This is a genomic window from Xanthomonas axonopodis pv. maculifoliigardeniae, from assembly GCF_041519315.1.
Classification (GTDB): domain Bacteria; phylum Pseudomonadota; class Gammaproteobacteria; order Xanthomonadales; family Xanthomonadaceae; genus Xanthomonas; species Xanthomonas euvesicatoria.
This window is the reverse complement of record NZ_CP167998.1, coordinates 1,028,366-1,043,737: the sequence shown is the minus strand read 5'-3', so window position 1 is coordinate 1,043,737 and position 15,372 is coordinate 1,028,366. Positions and strand designations below refer to the sequence as shown.

At 66.7% G+C, this 15,372-nt stretch carries 15 protein-coding genes; 9 read left to right on the top strand and 6 right to left on the bottom strand.

What is annotated here, in order from left to right; all coding sequences use genetic code 11:
• The first annotated feature begins 41 nt into the window (after positions 1 to 41).
• The 5 genes from hemA to ppk2 all read left to right on the top strand — a co-directional run bounded on the left by hemA (position 42) and on the right by ppk2 (position 5,841).
• The gene (gene hemA, locus ACDH77_RS04540) at positions 42 to 1,340 is read left to right on the top strand and encodes a glutamyl-tRNA reductase (RefSeq protein ID WP_031421254.1); all 1,299 of its coding nucleotides are present in this window, start codon (positions 42 to 44) and stop codon (positions 1,338 to 1,340) included.
• A complete protein-coding gene (gene prfA, locus ACDH77_RS04535; RefSeq protein ID WP_029818759.1) occupies positions 1,318 to 2,403 on the top strand; it encodes a peptide chain release factor 1 in 1,086 nt (361 codons plus the stop codon). Before hemA ends, prfA begins: the two co-directional genes overlap by 23 nt.
• Positions 2,400 to 4,106, top strand: coding sequence for a tetratricopeptide repeat protein (locus ACDH77_RS04530; protein ID WP_031421251.1), 1,707 nt, complete (start codon positions 2,400 to 2,402; stop codon positions 4,104 to 4,106). Before prfA ends, ACDH77_RS04530 begins: the two co-directional genes overlap by 4 nt.
• 401 nt (positions 4,107 to 4,507) lie before the next feature.
• Positions 4,508 to 5,026 carry a molybdenum cofactor biosynthesis protein B gene (gene moaB, locus ACDH77_RS04525; RefSeq protein WP_011346528.1) on the top strand — a complete coding sequence of 173 codons (519 nt, stop codon included), beginning with the start codon at positions 4,508 to 4,510 and terminating at the stop codon, positions 5,024 to 5,026.
• A 32-nt stretch (positions 5,027 to 5,058) separates the two neighbouring features.
• Entirely contained in the window at positions 5,059 to 5,841 is a 783-nt protein-coding gene (gene ppk2, locus ACDH77_RS04520; RefSeq protein WP_008578152.1) for a polyphosphate kinase 2, read from the top strand.
• Here the strand turns inward: ppk2 and ACDH77_RS04515 are convergent.
• From ACDH77_RS04515 to ACDH77_RS04500, 4 genes are all read right to left on the bottom strand, one after another.
• On the bottom strand, positions 5,823 to 7,052 hold the full coding sequence (locus tag ACDH77_RS04515) for a hypothetical protein (protein ID WP_031421249.1): 1,230 nt from the start codon (positions 7,050 to 7,052) through the stop codon (positions 5,823 to 5,825). The genes ppk2 and ACDH77_RS04515 overlap by 19 nt on opposite strands.
• A gap of 85 nt (positions 7,053 to 7,137) precedes the next feature.
• On the bottom strand, positions 7,138 to 7,404 hold the full coding sequence (locus ACDH77_RS04510) for an acylphosphatase (RefSeq protein ID WP_008578150.1): 267 nt from the start codon (positions 7,402 to 7,404) through the stop codon (positions 7,138 to 7,140).
• Positions 7,404 to 8,015, bottom strand: coding sequence for a TlpA disulfide reductase family protein (locus ACDH77_RS04505; RefSeq protein WP_031421247.1), 612 nt, complete (start codon positions 8,013 to 8,015; stop codon positions 7,404 to 7,406). Before ACDH77_RS04505 ends, ACDH77_RS04510 begins: the two co-directional genes overlap by 1 nt.
• Positions 8,012 to 9,289 carry a YihY family inner membrane protein gene (locus ACDH77_RS04500; protein WP_008578148.1) on the bottom strand — a complete coding sequence of 426 codons (1,278 nt, stop codon included), beginning with the start codon at positions 9,287 to 9,289 and terminating at the stop codon, positions 8,012 to 8,014. Before ACDH77_RS04500 ends, ACDH77_RS04505 begins: the two co-directional genes overlap by 4 nt.
• Before the next feature lie 111 nt (positions 9,290 to 9,400).
• Here ACDH77_RS04500 and wrbA point away from each other — a divergent pair, with 111 nt between their 5' ends.
• Positions 9,401 to 9,997, top strand: a complete 597-nt coding sequence (wrbA, locus tag ACDH77_RS04495; RefSeq protein ID WP_014089477.1) for an NAD(P)H:quinone oxidoreductase — start codon at positions 9,401 to 9,403, stop codon at positions 9,995 to 9,997.
• Complete coding sequence (locus ACDH77_RS04490) at positions 9,994 to 10,338, top strand: DUF2069 domain-containing protein (protein WP_008578146.1); 345 nt, start codon at positions 9,994 to 9,996, stop codon at positions 10,336 to 10,338. Before wrbA ends, ACDH77_RS04490 begins: the two co-directional genes overlap by 4 nt.
• Before the next feature lie 222 nt (positions 10,339 to 10,560).
• On the opposite strand, the gene ACDH77_RS04485 is transcribed toward ACDH77_RS04490, so the two are convergent.
• Complete coding sequence (locus ACDH77_RS04485) at positions 10,561 to 11,781, bottom strand: glycoside hydrolase family 30 beta sandwich domain-containing protein (RefSeq protein ID WP_029818754.1); 1,221 nt, start codon at positions 11,779 to 11,781, stop codon at positions 10,561 to 10,563.
• A 510-nt stretch (positions 11,782 to 12,291) separates the two neighbouring features.
• Here ACDH77_RS04485 and ACDH77_RS04480 point away from each other — a divergent pair.
• Together ACDH77_RS04480 and ybaK are read left to right on the top strand one after the other, a co-directional pair.
• Positions 12,292 to 12,777: an asparaginase domain-containing protein gene (locus ACDH77_RS04480; RefSeq protein WP_008578144.1), complete on the top strand. Its 486-nt coding sequence runs from the start codon at positions 12,292 to 12,294 to the stop codon at positions 12,775 to 12,777.
• A gap of 4 nt (positions 12,778 to 12,781) precedes the next feature.
• Positions 12,782 to 13,255 carry a Cys-tRNA(Pro) deacylase gene (ybaK, locus tag ACDH77_RS04475; protein ID WP_014089474.1) on the top strand — a complete coding sequence of 158 codons (474 nt, stop codon included), beginning with the start codon at positions 12,782 to 12,784 and terminating at the stop codon, positions 13,253 to 13,255.
• A gap of 198 nt (positions 13,256 to 13,453) precedes the next feature.
• Here the strand turns inward: ybaK and ACDH77_RS04470 are convergent, their stop codons facing one another.
• The gene (locus ACDH77_RS04470; RefSeq protein ID WP_031421240.1) at positions 13,454 to 15,151 is read right to left on the bottom strand and encodes a S8 family peptidase; all 1,698 of its coding nucleotides are present in this window, start codon (positions 15,149 to 15,151) and stop codon (positions 13,454 to 13,456) included.
• Positions 15,152 to 15,372 lie beyond the last annotated feature (221 nt).

The window sequence follows — 15,372 nt, the reverse complement described above, 5'->3', positions numbered from 1 at the left end:
GGGCCCTGAATGGCCGCCAGCTTATCGCAAGCAACTGAACAATGACGTTGTGGGTGCTCGGACTGAATCACCAGACCGCACCTGTGGACCTGCGCGAACGCGCGGCGTTCGCAGGTGATGCGCTGCCGCGCGCGCTCGAATCGCTGCGTGCGCTGCCCCAGGTAAGCGAGGCCGCGCTGTTGTCCACCTGCAACCGTACCGAGTTGTATGCGATGGCCGACGAGGCGCACAGCCTGGTCAACTGGCTGGAAACGCACGCGCCCGGGCTGAGCGGTCATCTGTACCAGCACCGGGAAGCCGAGGCGGTGCGCCACCTGTTCCGCGTCGCCACCGGGCTGGATTCGATGGTGCTGGGGGAACCGCAGATCCTGGGCCAGGTGAAGGACGCCTGGGCGGTGGCGCGGGCGCACGGCGCGCTGGGCAGCGGGTTGGACCGGCTGTTCCAACAGACCTTTTCGGTGGCCAAGCGCGCGCGTACCGACACCCGTGTCGGCGCAAATCCGGTTTCGGTCGCATCCACGGCGGTGCGGCTGGCACAGGACTCCTTTGCCCGGCTCAACGAGTCGACGGTGTTGCTGATCGGTGCCGGCGAAACCATCGAACTGGCGGCCAAGCATCTGAGCGAAGGCCGCGTGCGCCGCCTGCTGATCGCCAACCGCACCCTGGCCCATGCCCAGACGCTGGCCAGCCAGCACGGCGGCTTCGCCTTGCCGCTGACCGATCTGGAACGCCACCTGGCCGAGGCGGATGTGGTGTTTTCGGCCACCGCTGCGCGTGAGCCGCTGGTGACCCGCGCACAGGTGGAACAGGCGTTGCGCACGCGCAAGCGCAAGCCGATGCTGCTGTTCGACCTGGCCGTGCCGCGCGATATCGAGGCCTCGGTGGGCGAGTTGAGCGACGCCTACCTGTACACGGTGGACGACCTGGAACGCGCGGTCGAAGACAACCGCCGTGGCCGCCGCGAAGCGGCCGACCAGGCCGAAGCCATCATCGACCTGCAAGTGGCGCGCTATGTCGAAACGCTGCAGGCCAGTGCGCGCCAGGCACCCCTCAAGCGGCTGCGCGCCTTTGGCGATAGCACCCGCGACGAGCTGCTGGCCAAGGCACGCCAGCAGTTGCACAACGGCAAGCCGGCCGACGAAGTGCTGGAACAGTTGGCGCATGCGCTGACCAACCGTTTGTTGCATCCGCCCACGGCCGCATTGCGCAATGCGGCGCTCAACAACGACCTGGAATTGACCACTGCGGCCGACCGGCTGTTTCCGGAAAAGCCGGGTTACCAACACCCCCCCATAGCTACCCCGATCGTGAGGACCGATGACGCCGACCCTGCGCCGTAAGCTCCAAGCGCTGGCCGAGCGCCGCGAAGAACTGCAGCACCTGCTCTCCGACCCCGATGTGGTGGGCAACAACGACACGTTCCGTACGCTCTCGCGCGAACTGTCGCAACTGGAGCCGGTGGCGATGGCGCTGGAAGAGGAGGCGCGTGCCAAGGCCGACCTGGCCACGGCCGAAGCGCTGCGCAACGACCCGGAGATGCGCGAACTGGCCGAAGAGGAAATCGCCGCTGCACAGGCGCGCCTGGAACAACTCGATGCACAACTTGCATCGCTGCTGGTACCGCGCGACCCGCGTGACGACGGCAACCTGTTTCTGGAAGTGCGCGCCGGCACTGGCGGTGACGAAGCGGCGATCTTTGCCGGCGACCTGTTCCGCATGTACGCACGCTACGCCGAGCGCCAGGGCTGGAAGGTGGAAATCGAATCCGACAGTCCCGGCGAGCATGGCGGCTACAAGGAAGTGGTGGCGCGGGTGGTCGGGCGCGGTGCGTATTCGCGCCTGAAATTCGAATCCGGCACCCATCGCGTGCAACGCGTGCCGGCAACCGAATCGCAAGGCCGTATCCACACCTCGGCTGCCACGGTGGCGATCATTCCCGAAGCCGACGACGTGGAAGAGATCACGATCAATCCGGCCGATCTGAAGGTGGACACGTTCCGCTCGTCCGGTGCGGGCGGCCAGCACGTCAACAAGACCGAATCGGCAATCCGCATCACCCACGTGCCCAGTGGCGTGGTGGTGGAATGCCAGACCGAGCGCAGCCAGCATGCCAATCGCGACAAGGCGATGAAGCGGTTGAAGGCGCAGCTGCTGGACGCCGAACGCAGCAAGGCGGCAGCGGCCGAAGCGCAGACGCGCAAGTTGCAGGTGGGCAGCGGCGACCGCAGCCAGCGCATCCGCACCTACAGTTTTCCGCAGGGTCGCATCACCGACCATCGCGTCGAAGGGCTGACCTTGTACGACCTGCCCAACATCATCGAAGGCGATCTGGATGCATTGATCGGCCGGCTGCTGCACGAACATCAAGCCGACGAACTGGCACGGTTGAGCGATAGTCCGTGAGTGCGCAAGTCCCGCGCGAGCTGCTGCAGCTGCGCGAGCAAGTGCGACGCCAGCCCGGCGATTTCGTCGCCTGGTTGATGCTGGCCGATGCCGAGCTGGGCATGGGCGTCACCGCTGCCGGCGAGGCGGCCGTGCAGCGCGCGCTGGCGCTGCATCCGGGTCATCCGGAAGCGGTGGCGCGGCTGGGACGGGTGCGCTGGGCGCAGCAGCGCCATGCAGAAGCGGCCACGCTGCTCCAACAGGCCTCGGACCTGGTACCGCAGCATCCGGGGATCGCCCTGTGGCTTGGGCACGCGCTCGAAGATGCACTCCAACCGGAACAGGCCGCGGCCGCCTATACGCGCGCCCACAAGCTGCTGCCCGACGAGCCCTACATCACCGCACAACTGCTCAACTGGCGACGCCGCCTATGCGATTGGCGCGAGCTGGACTCACTGGCTGCACAGGTGCGCGCCGCAGTCACACAAGGCGAGGCGGCCGTGGAGCCTTTCGCGTTCCTGAGCGAGGACGCCAGCGCCGCGGAGCAACTGGCGTGCGCCCGTACCCGTGCGCAGGCCATTGCCTCCTCGGTGCGCCCGCTGCCAGCGTCCACGCTGCGCAGCCGCGGCCCGCTGCAACTCGGGTTCGTGTCCAACGGCTTTGGCGCCCACCCGACGGGCTTACTGACGGTGGCCTTGTTCGAAGCGTTGCAGCAACGCCAACCGGATCTGCACGTGCAGCTGTTTGCAACCAGCCCGGACGATGGCAGCGACATTCGCGCGCGCCTGGCGCAGGCAACGCGCATGCACGAGGTCACTGCGCTGGGGCATCTGGCAACCGCGCAACATATCCGCGACCAGGGCATCGATCTGTTGTTCGACCTGCGCGGCTGGGGCGGTGGCGGACGGCCGGAAGTCTTCGCATTGCGGCCGGCGCCGGTGCAGCTCAACTGGCTGGCGTATCCGGGCACCTCGGGCGCGCCGTGGATGGATTATGTGCTTGGCGATACCGTTGCATTGCCGACGTCGCTTGAGCCGTTCTACAGCGAACAGGTGCTGCGCCTGCCGCGCGCCTTCCAGCCATCGGACACCTCGCGCACGGTAGCCGAACCGCCATCGCGTGCGCAGTGCGGGCTGCCTGAGCACGCTGTGGTGCTGTGCTGCTTCAACAACAGTTACAAGCTCAATCCACGCAGCATGGCGCGCATGCTGGCGGTGTTGCGCGCGGTGCCTGGCAGCGTGCTGTGGCTGCTGTCCGGCCCGGGTGAGGCGGATGCGCGATTGCGTGCAGCAGCGCAGGCACAGGGCGTGCACGCGCAGCGTTTGGTCTTCATGCCCAAACTGCCGCACCCGCAGTATCTGGCGCGCTATCGACATGCGGATCTGTTTCTGGATACGCACCCCTACAACGCGCACACCACCGCCTCCGATGCGTTATGGGCAGGTTGCCCGGTCTTGACCACACCTGGCCAGACGTTTGCCGCGCGTGTGGCCGGCAGCCTGAATCATCATCTGGGGCTGGATGAAATGAATGTGGCCGATGACGCTGCGTTCGTGGCCACGGCGGTGGCGTTGGCGAGCGATCCAGCGGCACTGGGTGCGTTGCGTGCTCGGGTGGCGGAGCGTCGGCGCGAATCGGACCTGTTCAATATGGACGGGTTTGCGGATGCGTTTGGAGAATTGGTGCGTGGGGTCGCGGGAAAGCATGGCTGGTTAGGGGTTTAGCAACGGCCGCTACGTGATGGATCGCTGTCTGCCGCCGCACCCTGCCCCCAACCTCCGCGCCCCGCCGTGGCCGGCGCTTGCAGCGCGGGCGCTCCGGGGCACGTGCACCCAGGGCGCGCAGCCGTCCTTCCCACCCCGGGCCGGAGAGGATTGAAAGGGCCATCAAGTTTCGTCGAGACCTTTTCAGGCCATGGAAGCCACGCGCCGAGTCGGCAGCGTGGCCGGGGATTGGCGGAAAGCGGCACACGGATGTGCCGCGACGGCGAGCCAGACAGGATGTGTGCCGGGCCGAGGAGCCGATCCGCGGCCGCGCTGTCGCCCTGACCGACGCCAGCAGCTGCGTTGTGCGGCTTCACGCCGTGGTGCTGTACCCGGTCGTCCCGGCTCGCTAGGCTTGTGGCATGCCTTCCACTCTCGACTTCATTCCCTTGCGCCTGTGCGTGCTGACGGTGTCCGACAGCCGCACGCTGGCCGACGATCGCTCCGGCGATTACCTGGCCGATGCCCTCACCCACGAAGGCCATGTGCTGCACGAACGTGCACTGTGCCCGGACGACCGTTACCGCATGCGTGCGATCGTGTCGCGCTGGATTGCCGATGCGCAGGTCGACGGCATCCTGATCACCGGCGGCACCGGCTTCACCGGTCGCGACAGCACCCCGGAAGCGATCACCCCGTTGCTGGACAAGGTCATGCCTGGCTTCGGCGAGATGTTCCGCGCGATCAGCGTGGAAGAAATCGGTACCTCCTCGCTGCAGTCGCGCGCCTTTGCCGGGCTGGCCAATCACAGCTTCGTGTTCTGCCTGCCCGGCTCCACCTCGGCCTGCCGCACGGCCTGGGAGAAGATCGTGCGTGCGCAGCTGGATGCGCGCACCAGGCCCTGCAATCTGGCGACATTGCGTCCACGCCTGGGGCAATAGCCTGCGCGCTCTCCACTGTTGCTGGAACGCGCATGTCGCACCTGAAACGCAAGGCCTATAAAAAGTTGCTGGCGCCGATGCAGCTGGAGCTGGTGGACATGGCGCGCTGGTTGCGCCACACCAACCAGCGCGCCCTGGTGCTGGTGGAAGGCCGCGACACCGCCGGCAAGGGCGGCGTGATCCAGACCATCGCCAGCCATCTCAACCCACGCCAGTGTCGCGTGGTGGCGCTGCCCAAGCCCAACGACCGCGAAAGCACGCAGTGGTATTTCCAGCGCTATGTGACGCACCTGCCGGCGGGCGGCGAACTGGTGCTGATGGACCGCAGCTGGTACAACCGCGCCGGCGTCGAGAAGGTGATGGGCTATTGCACCGACGCGCAATACGACCTGTTCCTGGAGCAGGCGCCACGTTTCGAACAGATGCTGGTCGACGACGGCATCCTGCTGTTCAAGTACTGGTTGTGCGTGGACCAGGCCGAGCAGGAAAAGCGCTTTGCCGAACGCCGCGAAGACCCACTCAAGGGCTGGAAGCTCTCGCCGGTGGACCTGCAGTCACGCACCAAGTACGACGACTACACCGCCGCGCGCGAACGCATGCTGGAGGCGACGCATACGCCCGATGCACCGTGGACGCTGGTGGATTTCAACGACCAGAAGCGTGGCCGCCTGAGCCTGATCCGCGATCTGCTGGACCGGCTACCGGACACCGCAGTGCCCGACGAGCTGGTGCAGCTGCCGCCATTGCCCGGCAAGCTGCACAAGGAACGCTATGGCGTGCTGGAGCCGATCGACGATTACGCCGCCCAGTCTTGAGAGATTTCGTCGCTGGCCGCGGTGGCACGCGGTAGCGGGTGCAGGCCGGCCTGACGTTCGGCCTGCTCGGCCTGCAGCACCAGCTGGCTCAGGCGCTGACTGAACAATTGCATGAAACCGCGATGCAGCGGGCGCATCGCTTCCATGTAGTCCACATCGTCGGCCTGCGCACCGAGCGGGCTGCAGGACGACAGCAGCACTTCGTCCAGGCGCAGCGCGCTGTCGGGCAGGCGCACCAGCGCGGCGCGGCGTAGCCAGTCGCGCATGCCTTCGCGGTATTCGGCGGCCAGGATGTAGGCCACTTCGACCTGGTCCAGGTCCACATCCGGATTCCATGCCAGCACCTGGATCACCTGCGAACGTTCGTCCAGCATGCGACCTTCGGCGACCAGCGCATGCAATTGCTGCAGCAGGCGCCATTGCACGCCGGCGGCCTCGCGCTGGGCGGTCGGCATGGCCTCGATGGCCAGTGCCAGGCGCCGTGCAAACAATGCCGGCACCTCGGACAGCACGATCGGGCCGGCATCGGCGCCCAGCAGGAAACGTTCGGTACGCAGCGCGGCGGTGTCGGGAAGGTAGCCGTCCTGCAGCGGGCGCATCACGCCGTGGTCGAGCAGCGACAACACCACATCCAGCCAGTAACGGCGCTCCTGCTGCAGCGTGCGGTTGGCGGCAGCGTTGTGCCAGGCCTGACGCACATCGTCCAGACGCAGGATGCAGGACTGCGCATCCAGTCCGTCCCACGGCGCACGGGTGGCGTCGTTCGGGTCGAAGGTTTCCGCGCTGAGCATGCCGCCGCCGAAGCGATGCCAGGCTGCGCCACGCTGGGCGCCGGCCGGGTCCGGCCGGGCCGCGGCCATCGGAGCTACCGTGGCCGGGCGCAGGAGTGCGGCGTAGGCATCGGCCCACGAGTCGGGCAAGCGCGCCGACAGCGGGTAGCTTGCCGAGGGCTGACCCAGCCCCTGGCGTGCCAGACGCAGGCTCCACACCACTGCGCCGATCACGATGCCGCCAAAGATCCAGGCCAGCAGCCAGCTGGTTGCCGCCTGTCCGGTTGCTAGCACGCGGGTTTGCGGGTGCAGGAACAACAACCAGCCGCTGCCCAGTAGGACACCGAGATACAACCACGGCGCCAGCTGCGCCATCTGGCGGTGGCGGCGATGCGCGGGCAGGTCGTGCCCGTCGTTGCGGTCTTGAGATGGAGCGGCCATTACATTCCCCGTGCACGCCTGATCGCGTTGACAAGGTTATCGGCGAGGCAACCCAACTCTGTTGCCCCGCTTCAGTGGCGCACGCTCACCCAGTTACAAAGTCTTCAGTCGGCGGAACCGCGCAGGCAGTGCGCGTGACCGCCGCGACCGTGGCGGCCGGCGGGCCCTGCCATAGCCATGCTTCCAAGGCGTCCAGCGCCGCCGCGCTACCGGCGGCGACCACTTCCACGCTGCCGTCGGCCTGGTTGCGGGCATGCCCGACCAGGCCGAGTGCGACTGCGCGCTGGCGGGTGGACGCGCGGTACCACACGCCCTGCACCACCCCGCTCACCACGAAACGCGCCGCCTGCATCAACCCGCCTTGCCGGTGATGCCGACGGCGGCCTCGATATCGCGTGCGGTCACCGGGCCAAGGAATTGCTTGGCGACCTTGCCGTCCGGGCCGATCAGGTAGGTCATCGGCAGGCCGCGCGGGGTGGCGAAGTCCTGTGGCGGCTGGTACGGGTCGAGGATGGCGATCGGGTACGACACCGGGTGGTCCTTCAAGAACGCCTGCATGTCGGCGCTGGTGATGTCTTCGTAGGCCAGACCCACCACCTCGACGGTGTCGCGCATGGTGTGCAGCGCCGACAGTTCGGGCATTTCCTTCAGGCACGGCGCACACCAGGTGGCCCAGAAATTCACCACCACCCATTTGCCGCGGTGCGCGGCCAGGTCGTAGGTCTCGCCGGTCACGGTCGGCAGCGAGAGCCTGGGCATCTGGACGGTCTGCTGCACCACCGAGCTATTGGGCGGTGCAGCCGGGTCGGCCGGGGTGGCTGGCGTGGCTGGCGCCTGGGGCGTGGCGGCAGGCGCAGCGCCGTTGCCGGCAGCGGGAGTGGCCTCGCTGGCCGGCTTGCAGGCGGTCAGCAACAGCAGTGGCAACAGCAGCGCACAGGCGCTGCGGACAAGACGCACGGTCATGGAGGATCTCCGGGAAGGTGGGTGTAGAGGTCGCCGACCGGCTGCGCCAGCACGCTGCGCAAGGGTTGGCGCAGCTGTTCCAGCGCGGCGGCGGCGGCCTGGCCGTAGGCATCGTCGCGGCACGGCAACGGGCGGTCTTCGATCGGCACGCGCAGCTGGCAGTTTTCGTAGAGTTCGGCCAGCGGCACCACGTCAAGATCGCGTGCCAGCAGCCACTGCCCACGCTCGTCGCGACGCAGCAGGCGGATGCGTTTGAGCTCGCACAGCAGTTCCTGCATCAGCGTGTCGGTGAGCATCGGCTCCAGCGCCAGGATGCGGTCTTCGTCCAGGCCATCGCCGTGGACGCGCGCCTGGCGGAACCGGCCGAGCAGACGCAGCAGGCCGTAAATCTCAAAGCCCGGCGGCAGCCGCATGGCCTCGGGCTGGTAGCGGAAGGCGGACATCGAGGAGGCCAGCGAGGCGCCCAGCAACACCGACACCCAGCTCAGGTAGATCCACAACAGCAGGATCGGCAGTGCCGACAGCGCGCCGTAGATGCGTTGGTAGGTCTGGAAATTACCCAGGTAAAAGCCAAACCCCCATTTGACGATTTCCATCAGGATCACCGCCAGCAGCGCGCCCGGCAGCGCATGCCGCAGCCGCACCACGTGCTGCGGCACCACCCGGTAGATCAGCACGATGCACACGAACTCCACCGCCATCGGCGCCAGCCGCCAGGCGAATTCGGCCAGCCACTGGCCCTCGGTGGTGCGGAACAGCGGCAGCGCGAACACGTAGGCCGCCATCGCCATGGAGGCGGCAGCCAGCATCGTGCCCAGCGTCAGCACCGTCCAGTAGATCAGGAAGCGCGTCACCTTGGGACGGGCGGCGGCAACCCGCCAGATGCTGTTGAAGGTTTGTTCGATGCTGTGCAGGGTGATCAGCAACGAGGCCACCAGCGCGACCATGCCGGCCACGGTGAACTTGCCCAGGTCTTCCAGCGAGCGATTGAGATAGTTCTGTACCGAGCGCGCCGCGCCTGGCACGAAATTGTTGAAGATGAAGTCGGTCAGCGCGTCCTTCCACTCGTTGAAGGCCGGAAACGCCGACAGCACGCCGAATACCACGATCGCCAATGGCACCAGCGCGAACACGGTGGTGTAGGCCAGCGAGGCGGCGGCCTGGAACAGCCGGTCGTCCAGGAAGCGGCGCCACAGAAAGCGCCCGAAACTCACCGTCCGCGCGCGGTCGCGCAGACGTTCTTTCCATTGGTGGAGTTTGTTCACGCGCGACATCGCGCAAGGGTACCCGATGCGCCGTCATCGCGGCCTTGCCGCAGCTGCGGCGTGCAGCAACAGGCTGGCTTGGCCGATACTGCGGCAACTCACACAGGCGGCAACGACACGATGGCGGAGATTCTGGTGCTGTATTACAGCCGGGGCGGTTCGGTGGCGCGGCTGGCGCGGCAGATCGCACGCGGCATCGGCGAAGTGCCCGGCATGAGCGCGCGGCTGCGCACCGTCCCACCGGTGGCTGCGGTCACCCAGACCAGCGCCCCGCCGGTCCCGGACGAGGGCGCGCCCTATGTAGACCGCGCCGATCTGGCCGACTGCAGCGGCCTGCTGCTGGGCAGCCCCACCCGCTTCGGCAACATGGCCGCACCGATGAAGCATTTCCTCGACAGCCTGGGCGCCGAATGGGCCAGTGGCACCCTGGCCGGCAAACCGGCTGGCGTGTTCACCTCTACCGCGTCGATGCATGGCGGACAGGAATCCACCTTGCTGTCGATGCACCTGCCGCTGCTGCATCACGGTTGCCTGATCGTGGGGATTCCGTTTACCGAAGCTGCGCTCAGCCATACCACCAGTGGCGGCACGCCCTATGGCGCCAGCCATGTCTCCGGCGCTGGCGGCGACCCGCAACCGAGCGAGGACGAAGCGCTGCTGGCGCGTGCGCTGGGCCGCCGGGTGGCCGATGTCGCACAGCGGCTGGCAACCCCGTGAGCGTGCGCGCCACGCACTGGCTGCTGAGCGCTGCGCTGCTGGCGCTGGCGGCGTTGTTTGCGGTGTGGTTCCACGACGACCCGCGCCCACTGGCCGCGCTCATCGTGTTCGTGCTGCCGGCCGCGCTGACCGGTGTACTGGCAGTGCGCAGCGCGCGTGCGCGCTTCTGGGCCGGTGTGTTTGCGCTGGGCTGGTTCAGCCACGGCGTCATGGCCGCCTGGAGCCAGCCGCAGGCACGTGGAATGGCGTGGATGGAACTACTGCTCGCCCTGGCCGTGGTGGGCCTGGTAGGTGGTCCCGGCATGGCGGCGCGCTTGGGCAGGAAGCGCCCGCCACGATGATCGGCGAGCCGATCAAACCGTAGGCGCAGCTGCGCGATGCAGCTGCGCATGCAGCTAGCCGAGGTGGTCAGCCGCGACTACCCCAAGGCAACCACGACACCAACTTCGATCATCGTCAGGCGAACGCGGCCGGCGATCAGGTGGCATGCACAGCCTGCACTCTGGCCCGAGCGCGCCGTCCACGCCACCTGACGAGGACGTGCGGCGTTTCGGCGGCCGCTGTCAGTTTCCGACCAGCGTGGCCACGCTCTGCGGGTCGACATACAGCGAGGTCTTGCCGTTGACCACGCTGTAGTTGCCGCCGAACCCGACATTGAGCGTGCTCGAGGTGCTGTATTTGGCGAACTGCGTGGCAGTGCCGGAGGGCAGCGTCAGGTCCAGCCGCTGGTGGCCGGTGCCGGTGTTGACCGCCACCACCACCAGCTTGTTGTCCGGCGTGCGGTAGGCGGTCACCGAGACATCGCTATACGGGTGTTCGGTGGCGCCCACGCGCACCGACCCTGGCCGCACGAAGCGTGCGAACTGCGACATCGCATAGCCGCGTTTGCTCACTGCGCCGTTTTCGCTGATGAGCCCGTAGCTGCGCCGGATGTACCACCAGATGTAGGCGTTGAAATTGGCCGCCATGCTGGCGTGCAGTTCGCTGGCCACTCCCAGTGCCGACGGCCATGCGTTGCCATCGGTGTTGTCGGTGTAATGCTCGGTCATCCACACCTGCTTGCCCTTGCTACGCGCCAAGGCATAGTCGCGCGGCTTTGCGCCATACAGATGGCCGGCCACGATGGAGGTGGCCTGATTGGCAGTGGCGTTGTTGAGGACCGGGTCGGTGATGGAGAAGTTGAACCCCACCGACTCGCCGACGATGACCTTCAGGCTGCCGAACCTGCTGCCTTGGCTCACGAGATAATTGACGAAGTCGCTGCTGCTCCAGTCGGCCGATTCGTAATCCGGGTGCCAATCCGGCTCGTTTTGCAGGGAAATCGCATACAGCGGCGCACCCTTGCCCGACATGTAATTGGCGAAATCCAGCAGGTGCTGGGTGTAGGCACCGTAATAGTTCGTCAGCAGCTTGCCGCCATTGGTCAGGCTGTTGTTGGACTTCATGTAGGCCGGTGGCGTCCAGGGGGTTGCGAACACCAGCCCGCCCAGCGCATGCACGCGCGTTGCCGTCGGCACCTGGGTGGCCCAGCCTGAGCTGGAGGGGTCGATGCGCATGCGCAGGATCGACAACCCGATCTGCCCGGTGCCGCTGCCATAAGCCAGATCCACCTGCGCCGGTGTCAGGTCGTTGATCCAGCCGGCGCCATTCATGCCGCCGAACCCGCGCACCGTCTGGTAGGTCTGCGTGGGCGTGATCGTCACCGTCTGCGCAGCGGCATGACCCGCCAGCAGCACAGCCATCGCGCAGGTAAGTGCGCGTAACATCGACAAGGACTTGTTCATGAGGCTCTCCGGGAAGGGAATGCCGACGACATGCGTACCGACGGCTCGCCGACTATCGACCGCACAAATGTCAAGTCAATTTCCGTAATGTCTCTTTATTGAGTTCGTGACGTAGCACACGCACCCGGCGCAGCGGAGCGGTGCGTGGATCACACTGCGTTTTGCGCTGCGGCATGTGGAGGCTGGGCACGGGCAACGCTGAAGCAACGCGTTCAGTGGCAACTCCAGTTGCACGCTGACTTGGCGCAAGCACGCCAGGGGCAGGGCTACGCCAGCCTGCACGACACCCGCTGCGCCTCGAACATGCAGGCACCCTTGGGCATGTCGGCGTGCGCCTGCGCCAGGCCATCTCAATCGGATGCAGCGCCGCCACATAGTCGGCAGCCAGGCGCCGGTCTCGCCCCCGCTGGTCTATCGCGATGGCTACCGTACTGCCAGCCCCCTGGCCGGGCGGTATCATGGCGGCCCGCGCGCGGCCTGCGCCGCGTTAGCCCTACAGGATCCGCAGCAATGGAAGACCTCCTGATCGTCACCACCGGTGGCACGATCGACAAGATCTACTTCGACGACAAATCGGACTACCAGATCGGCGACCCGCAGATCGGACAGATTCTGAAAGAACTGGGCGTGACGTTTCGTTTTTCGGTGATTCCGATCATCCGCAAGGATTCGCTGCACATCACCGATGCCGACCGCGAACTGATCCGCGCCACCATCGCCGCCCAGCCCACCCGCCACGTGTTGATCACCCACGGCACCGATTCGATGGTGGAAACCGGCAAGGTGCTGCAGACGATCGCCGACAAGACCATCGTGATGACCGGCGCCTTGAATCCGGCGCGCTTTCGCGGCTCGGATGCCGAATTCAATATCGGTTGCGCCGTGGGCGCAGTGCAATCGCTGCCGTCGGGTGTTTATATCGCCATGAACGGCCGCATCTGGAATCCGCAAAAAGTGCGCAAGAACGTGGCCGCCAACCGCTTCGAATCGGTCTGAGTGCATGAGCAAGGCCACCCGCGCCACCAAGGCACTGGACGCGGCCGGCGTGGGTTATGTGCTGCATCCTTACGACTACCAGGCCGATGCCGATGCGAAGGGATTGCAGGCCGCACATGCGTTGGGCCTGCCGCCGCATACCGTGTTGAAGACATTGATGGCATGGGTCGACGACAAGGCGGTGTGCGTGGTGATTCCATGCGACCGCCGGGTGTCGTTGAAAAAACTGGCCAGCGCCTACGGTGGCAAGTCGGCACGCATGATGGACGTGGCCGATGCCGAACGGCGCACCGGCTACAAGGTCGGCGGTATCAGCCCGCTCGGCCAGCAACGGCAGGCGCCGGTGCTGGTCGAAATCACCGCGCTGGACGCACCGGCGTTGTGGATCAACGCCGGCCAGCGCGGACTGCTGCTGGAATTGCCCGGCACCCAACTGGTGCATGCACTCGCCGCACGCGCTTGCGCGCTGTGCGAGTGAACGCGTAGACGCAATGCGCGCATGCCGCTTGGCATGCGCGTGACGCGTTTGGGACTTAACTCACGCGATGCCTCTCGACGGACCGCTTGCGTATTTCGATCTTCCGCCAGTGTCTTCGCACTTCAACCATGCACCACTGCCGCACCACAACACCATGTCGCGTGTTTCGGCACGGCAACGACGCCGCGCCGGCACCACTCAATACGCTGCCGTGACACTGACGCCGGAAAAGCCCAGCGTTGCCTTCAAGCGCACGTAATAGACGCCCGCGGCCGGCGCGGCCAGCGTGCAGCTGTCGCCATTGCCCGGCAACATGCTGCGGCAGTTGTACGCCGCGTCGGTCGGTAACGCACCGGCCCGTACCGAAAGGTCGGCATTGCCGCTGCCACCGGCAAGCGCGACCTTGAGCGAACGAGCGCCGGCCGGCACATTGACCTGGTAATACAGCGAGTCGGAAAGCGCTGCGCTCAGCCCGGTGCGTGCCACATTCCTGGCCAAGGTGGTCGACTCGATCACCGCCGCCACCGCGCCATCGGCATTCACCAGCCCTGCCCCGCAGCCCTGCGTGCAGGCGACCGGCATGGGCCGCGCGCTGGACTTGAGCAGGGCTTTCACCGTTGCCGGCGGCAGCGGATTCAGGGCCACCGACTGCATCAACGCCACCACGCCAGCCACATGCGGCGCCGCCATCGAGGTGCCGCTGTACACCGCATATGCCGCATTGCCCGGTGCCGTGGTGCCGGTATTGAGCGTGGACACGATGGATTGCCCGGGCGCGGCGATATCCACGCCCTTGCCGAAGTTGGAGAAGCCGGCCTTGGCGCCGGCCGAGGTGGTGGCCGCCACGGCGATCACGTTGGCGCAATTGGCCGGCACGCTGGTGGAGACGTCCATATTGCTGTTGCCGGCGGCCACGACCACCGCGCTGCCGCGCGTGACCGCTGCGGCGATGGCGTTATTCAACGTCGCCGAGCAGGTCCCCGTACCGCCCAAGGACAGATTGATCACCGTGGCCGGATTGGGGTTGGTCGGCACGCCGGAGACCTTGCCGCCGGACGCCCACACGATCGCATCGGCGATATCGGACATGTAGCCGCCGCAGCGGCCCAGCACCCGCAACGGCAGGATCCTGGCGTTGAACGCGGTACCGACCACGCCCACCGCGTTGTTGCCCACCGCCGCCACGATGCCGGCCACATGCGTGCCATGCCAACTGGAATTGGACGCCGACGCTCCGGGCCCGCATTCGTTGGCCGCGGCCCAGTCGCCCTGGTCGGCCGCGTTCGCATCGCGCGCCGTGCCATCGCGCGCCGTGGCCGGATCAACGATGAAGTCATAGCCGGGCAGCACATTGGCTGCCAGGTCCGGATGATTGGTGATGCCGGTGTCGATCACCGCCACCACGATGCCCTTGCCGGTGGAACGGTCCCAGGCCGGACGGATGTTGAGGCTGGCGGCGGTCGCGCCCATCGCCCACTGCTGCGGCACGCCGGGGTCGTTGGGAACCAGCAGTGGCCGCATCAGGATGTCCACTTCCACGCGTTTGACCGCCGGGTCGGCGGCCAGGCGCCGCATCAGGCTTTCCGAATCCACGCGGTCCAGCTTGCGGTCGGCCACCAGCAACATCGGCCCGCCACTGAGCCGGCGCGTAGCCGACAGGCCCAGCGCCTTCCCGCGCGCTTGCGGCACGGCACGCGCGATGTCGCCCCATGGCGCAGACAACCCGGTCGCCCGGCCGCTGCCGACGCTGTTCTTGTAGCTGACGATGAAGCGCTGATGGGTGCTGCTGGAATTCAATCCTTGCAGACTGACCTCGCCAGCGGCGGCATGAAACGTGCATGACAACGCACAGACGAATGCAACGCGGCGCAGTGCGCCCACTGAGTGATACGGCATGACTTCATCCCTCCCCAAGGATCTTGCAACCCGGTTGGCAACGCATTGAAGCCACTGCGCTGCGCCGTTCCCGTTGCGCGTGCATGCAGATGTTGCATGCCTCACGTGGGCTGGCTATCGGCGTGCTACCGGGCGCACTGAAGGCAGCCATGCCGTGCTGGCACGCGCTTCATTCAGCCAGCGCTGGCGGCCCTGGCCGGCGGTGCGGCCATTACCGCTTC

Excerpts from the sequence above, each read along its gene's own strand:
- ACDH77_RS04515 (WP_031421249.1), bottom strand. The coding sequence starts at position 7,052 with ATGGCCGCTCCATCTCAAGACCGCAACGACGGGCACGACCTGCCCGCG.
- ACDH77_RS04510 (WP_008578150.1), bottom strand. The coding sequence starts at position 7,404 with ATGCAGGCGGCGCGTTTCGTGGTGAGCGGGGTGGTGCAGGGCGTGTGG.
- moaB (WP_011346528.1), top strand. The coding sequence starts at position 4,508 with ATGCCTTCCACTCTCGACTTCATTCCCTTGCGCCTGTGCGTGCTGACG.
- ACDH77_RS04485 (WP_029818754.1), bottom strand. The coding sequence starts at position 11,781 with ATGAACAAGTCCTTGTCGATGTTACGCGCACTTACCTGCGCGATGGCT.
- ACDH77_RS04505 (WP_031421247.1), bottom strand. The coding sequence starts at position 8,015 with ATGACCGTGCGTCTTGTCCGCAGCGCCTGTGCGCTGCTGTTGCCACTG.
- ACDH77_RS04470 (WP_031421240.1), bottom strand. The coding sequence starts at position 15,151 with ATGCCGTATCACTCAGTGGGCGCACTGCGCCGCGTTGCATTCGTCTGT.
- ybaK (WP_014089474.1), top strand. The coding sequence starts at position 12,782 with ATGAGCAAGGCCACCCGCGCCACCAAGGCACTGGACGCGGCCGGCGTG.
- wrbA (WP_014089477.1), top strand. The coding sequence starts at position 9,401 with ATGGCGGAGATTCTGGTGCTGTATTACAGCCGGGGCGGTTCGGTGGCG.
- ppk2 (WP_008578152.1), top strand. The coding sequence starts at position 5,059 with ATGTCGCACCTGAAACGCAAGGCCTATAAAAAGTTGCTGGCGCCGATG.
- ACDH77_RS04500 (WP_008578148.1), bottom strand. The coding sequence starts at position 9,289 with ATGTCGCGCGTGAACAAACTCCACCAATGGAAAGAACGTCTGCGCGAC.
- hemA (WP_031421254.1), top strand. The coding sequence starts at position 42 with ATGACGTTGTGGGTGCTCGGACTGAATCACCAGACCGCACCTGTGGAC.
- prfA (WP_029818759.1), top strand. The coding sequence starts at position 1,318 with ATGACGCCGACCCTGCGCCGTAAGCTCCAAGCGCTGGCCGAGCGCCGC.
- ACDH77_RS04480 (WP_008578144.1), top strand. The coding sequence starts at position 12,292 with ATGGAAGACCTCCTGATCGTCACCACCGGTGGCACGATCGACAAGATC.